Here is a 3,518-nt window from a genome sequence, read left to right on the forward strand (position 1 = left end):
ACGAAAAAAGAAGCCGGAGAAACATCTCCAGCTTCCGCTTAAAAGAGCTATCATTCGATTTTTGGGACAGCCCCTTTCGTTTTTCTTTTTGATTAAAATAAATGTAGAAATGGAAAGAAAGGGTTTTAAAACAACAAATAAAATAACAAAGATAATAATTTATACCGATTTTCATATCGAGGTGAGGGAAATGAATCAAAAACAACAAAGAGTGTCCTCATGTGAGTTGGCTTTTCGAGCTAAATTTATCCGAACATTCGATGGTGAATACTATGAACTAAAAGGCAGTGTGGCTGTGGAACGAAAAGGAAAAGTCGCTCGAGTAGCCGACATTTACTATCGAGTACGTTCCGTCCAAAACCATCAGCGTTGTCTGATTGCGAAACGTAAAAAACCGAATGAAGAGTTGGTGATGAATACATAATCTCTTCATGCACAATTATATACAGCGTGTCTTTATGATTTCCCGGCATGATCTTAAGGATATACGATTTTCGATCCGGGTTTGCGAGTTCAAGCCTAAAGCTCGTCGCTACCATGATAGCGTAAAATGCCGTTTCAATTCTGGTTCTTCGTGCATGCCTAAAACGTTGTGCATTGGAAAGCTACGGTTCCGGCCGTACGCAGGTTTCCATAGGGTTCCCTCTTTCAGCCATAAAGTGGAATGTACAGGAAAGGATGGGTAGGATGCGAAAACAACGTCTTGGCCTTGGCGCCCTGTTTGGTTCCGTTCTCACGCTGTCGGCCTGTGGTAGCCCGCCCACAGAAGAAATCGAGGACTACGATCAGTTTCAAGAAACGATCAATGCCGACGATTTCACCGGATTTGCGATGTATATTTACAGCCCGGACGTGGACGAATCCAAAGAGAACGTGTTCCAGGTATTTGAGGACACCAGTGCCACACTTACCTATACGAATGGGTGGGAAGACGATCAAGAAACGAAAGAACGGGCCAATGATGACAGTCGTGCAAGAGATTTTATTTCTCCTTATGATCGTGTCACCTACATTGAAGACGGAGAAATCATGGGCGAATACGAGGTGGACGGGGACGACATCAAACAAGAAGAATACGAGGGCGAACTCCAATCCTTTGTGGAAAAATACGCTGAATAAATGAGGTGTCTCCGTGGCAGGACGAAAGGAACAGAAACAAAAGAAAGACATTGCGAAAAAGATGATGGAAAAACAGAACGTCAATTACGAAGATTGGTTGCACGAACAGCACACCAAATACATTGACGATCACTTGCTGGATTTTGTCGGCTTGGATGATGAAGATACGACAAGTAAATCCCAAGCCAATGAAGCAACACAAACGAATACCGAAGAACCATCTGAACGATACTAAACCACCCAAAGGAGGGGTACGATGAAAGAATTAATGCTTCAATCGTTTACCGTAGGGGCGGCCGGCGTAGACGGCTTAGTTTCGACCGGGGAAGATATTCTAAGCATGGCCCAAACGATGGGACTGATTGCCGCTGCTATTGCGCTATGCGTGGGCGGCTATTATTTGATTCTCGGCGGCGACCGGGGCCGAACAAAATCAGTCGGTTGGTTTATCGGCGCCGCTGTCGGCCTTGTGATCGTGATGGGCGCTTACGGGTTAGCGCAGGCCATTGATTCCAATATATCCTTTTAACGTCATGATTTTAAAATAACTAGCATCGAAGCAAGAGCCGTTCTGCGGCTCTTTTTTTCATGCTTTTTTTAGGAGGTCAGCACATGCTGTACGTGAATTTCACCAAAGGAACACATAATAAAATCCCCCGGCATCAACGGATTCCGTTTGATGAAGCCGTGAAACTCTCGCAGGAAGTCGAAATGGAGATGCGGGACCGGAACGAAACGATACCGGCCTATTTCTACGTGTTGGACGATGATCTGGATAAAGAAATGTACGAAGGCACGTTCACGTTCGGAAGCAAACAGGCGCCGAACCTGTTCATGCACATCAAAAAGAACCTGCCGAAGATTCGGACAAGCAAGGAAAAAGAACGGATGCGGCTCGGGTTTCTGGAAGATATGGAAGCATTGGTAGAAGAAGAATACAAATTCGAGGAAGAGATTCCACCGAACGAGAACGTGGATGCCAACTACGTGTCCCGGCTCAAACGGTGGCAACGCAAAACCGTGTACGGGGTGGCGGCGTTTTTCGTTCTCACGTCCATTGGCCTATTTTCCTTCTTTGTCATTCAATTATCCTCCGTGAGTGCGGACATGCAGGAAGTGACGAACACGAAAGAAACGCAGGAAGCCAAAGTCAGCACGTATCAAGATGCGCTCATGGGAGACAAACAGGAGTTACTGGATTACTACAAGGATAAGGACCCGGGCGATCTCTCCACGCAGGAACGAAACATCTATGCGAGTTTTCTAGCCGACAAGGACCAGTTTCAACAGATGAACAAGCTGTTCGACAACAAAGCCACGGCCGTGGAATTTGTGCGATTGAACAAAAATACCGACACGCTCCAAGCCTATCACGATGCGTTTCCAACGGACGAAGGGGCATTTGAACTGGCCTATCAGAACGGCAATTACGACAAGGTGATGAACAACGATAACGTAGACATGACCAACCGCCGGAGTGAAATGCTGGCAAAAGCCCACCTGCATCAAGACGATGTGGAAGGAGCGGAACAGGTGTACCAGAACCACCAGACCGATGCCGTTCGGGAGACGATCGACACCTATCAAGAGCATCAGTCCACGATCGACGATCTGAACAGCCAGATCGAAGAACTAGACGAGGACGAGGATGCGGATAAGATCGAGGAACTGGAACAGGAGAAAGAAGAAGCTCAACAGCAACAAGACGACCTTTAAAGGAGAGACAGGATGAAAATACTCAAAACAAAAAAAGCCCACGGCATTTTAGCCTTGCTCGGGGCATTGGTGTTTTTTCTATTATCCAATACGCTGATTAATTTTTGTATCACGAACGTCCGCAACCTGCTTCAAGGACTTGGCAACCCGGACCCTCCCGGCGTGTCCTTTGATTTCCTCGGACTGTTATTCACGACCTCGGACATTCCGGCGCTTGGCTATCTGTTCATGGGCGTGGCAACGCTGATCGTGGGCGGCATTTTCTATTACAAACTAAGGAGTAATTTTAAAGATATTACCGAAGGCGATGCGAAAGGCTCCAGTCGCTTTACGACCTTGAAAGAAATTCAACAGCAGTACAAAGCGATTCCCGAAAAAGAAACGGAAGAAGAACCGCATTTTCCGGGCGAAGGCGGCGTTCCGGTCTCCCGGAAGGACGATCAAATATACATTGATGATTCCAAAAGCAATAATTTATGGATAGGAACAACAAGAAGTGGTAAAGGCGAAATCGGCATGTTTCCGATGATCGACATTTACTCCCGGGCCGAACAACAGGCGTCGATGGTTTTAAATGACCCCAAAGGCGGCGCGACACGTTTCTAAGTGAAAAGCTTAGACACTGTGAAAAACACAGTGAACTGTTATTTCGAGAAGTCAAATGAAGGGGTAACGCCTGGAAG

The 3,518-nt window shown here is 46.6% G+C and carries 6 protein-coding genes; all 6 read left to right on the forward strand.

All coding sequences use genetic code 11. The features are described 5' to 3' along the window. A partial coding sequence (locus G548_RS19645; protein ID WP_245558617.1) for a hypothetical protein occupies nucleotides 1-424 on the forward strand: 424 nt, incomplete at its 5' end. 263 nt (nucleotides 425-687) lie between these two features. Continuing rightward, nucleotides 688-1,119: a hypothetical protein gene (locus G548_RS0116695; protein WP_022795280.1), complete on the forward strand. Its 432-nt coding sequence runs from the start codon at nucleotides 688-690 to the stop codon at nucleotides 1,117-1,119. A gap of 13 nt (nucleotides 1,120-1,132) precedes the next feature. After that, a complete protein-coding gene (locus G548_RS0116700; RefSeq protein WP_022795281.1) occupies nucleotides 1,133-1,354 on the forward strand; it encodes a hypothetical protein in 222 nt (73 codons plus the stop codon). 21 nt (nucleotides 1,355-1,375) lie between these two features. After that, nucleotides 1,376-1,648 carry a hypothetical protein gene (locus tag G548_RS0116705; RefSeq protein WP_022795282.1) on the forward strand — a complete coding sequence of 91 codons (273 nt, stop codon included), beginning with the start codon at nucleotides 1,376-1,378 and terminating at the stop codon, nucleotides 1,646-1,648. A gap of 83 nt (nucleotides 1,649-1,731) precedes the next feature. Further along, nucleotides 1,732-2,835: a hypothetical protein gene (locus G548_RS0116710; protein ID WP_022795283.1), complete on the forward strand. Its 1,104-nt coding sequence runs from the start codon at nucleotides 1,732-1,734 to the stop codon at nucleotides 2,833-2,835. A gap of 12 nt (nucleotides 2,836-2,847) precedes the next feature. Next, nucleotides 2,848-3,441: a P-loop NTPase family protein gene (locus G548_RS0116715; protein WP_022795284.1), complete on the forward strand. Its 594-nt coding sequence runs from the start codon at nucleotides 2,848-2,850 to the stop codon at nucleotides 3,439-3,441. The last annotated feature ends 77 nt before the right edge of the window (nucleotides 3,442-3,518 follow it).

It is taken from the genome of Marinococcus halotolerans DSM 16375, from assembly GCF_000420725.1.
Lineage (GTDB): Bacteria > Bacillota > Bacilli > Bacillales > Marinococcaceae > Marinococcus > Marinococcus halotolerans.

Bases quoted from the DNA above. Each gene is read 5' to 3' on its own strand.
- G548_RS0116695 (WP_022795280.1), top strand. From the start codon at position 688: ATGCGAAAACAACGTCTTGGCCTTGGCGCCCTGTTTGGTTCCGTTCTC.
- G548_RS0116705 (WP_022795282.1), top strand. From the start codon at position 1,376: ATGAAAGAATTAATGCTTCAATCGTTTACCGTAGGGGCGGCCGGCGTA.
- G548_RS0116710 (WP_022795283.1), top strand. From the start codon at position 1,732: ATGCTGTACGTGAATTTCACCAAAGGAACACATAATAAAATCCCCCGG.
- G548_RS0116715 (WP_022795284.1), top strand. From the start codon at position 2,848: ATGAAAATACTCAAAACAAAAAAAGCCCACGGCATTTTAGCCTTGCTC.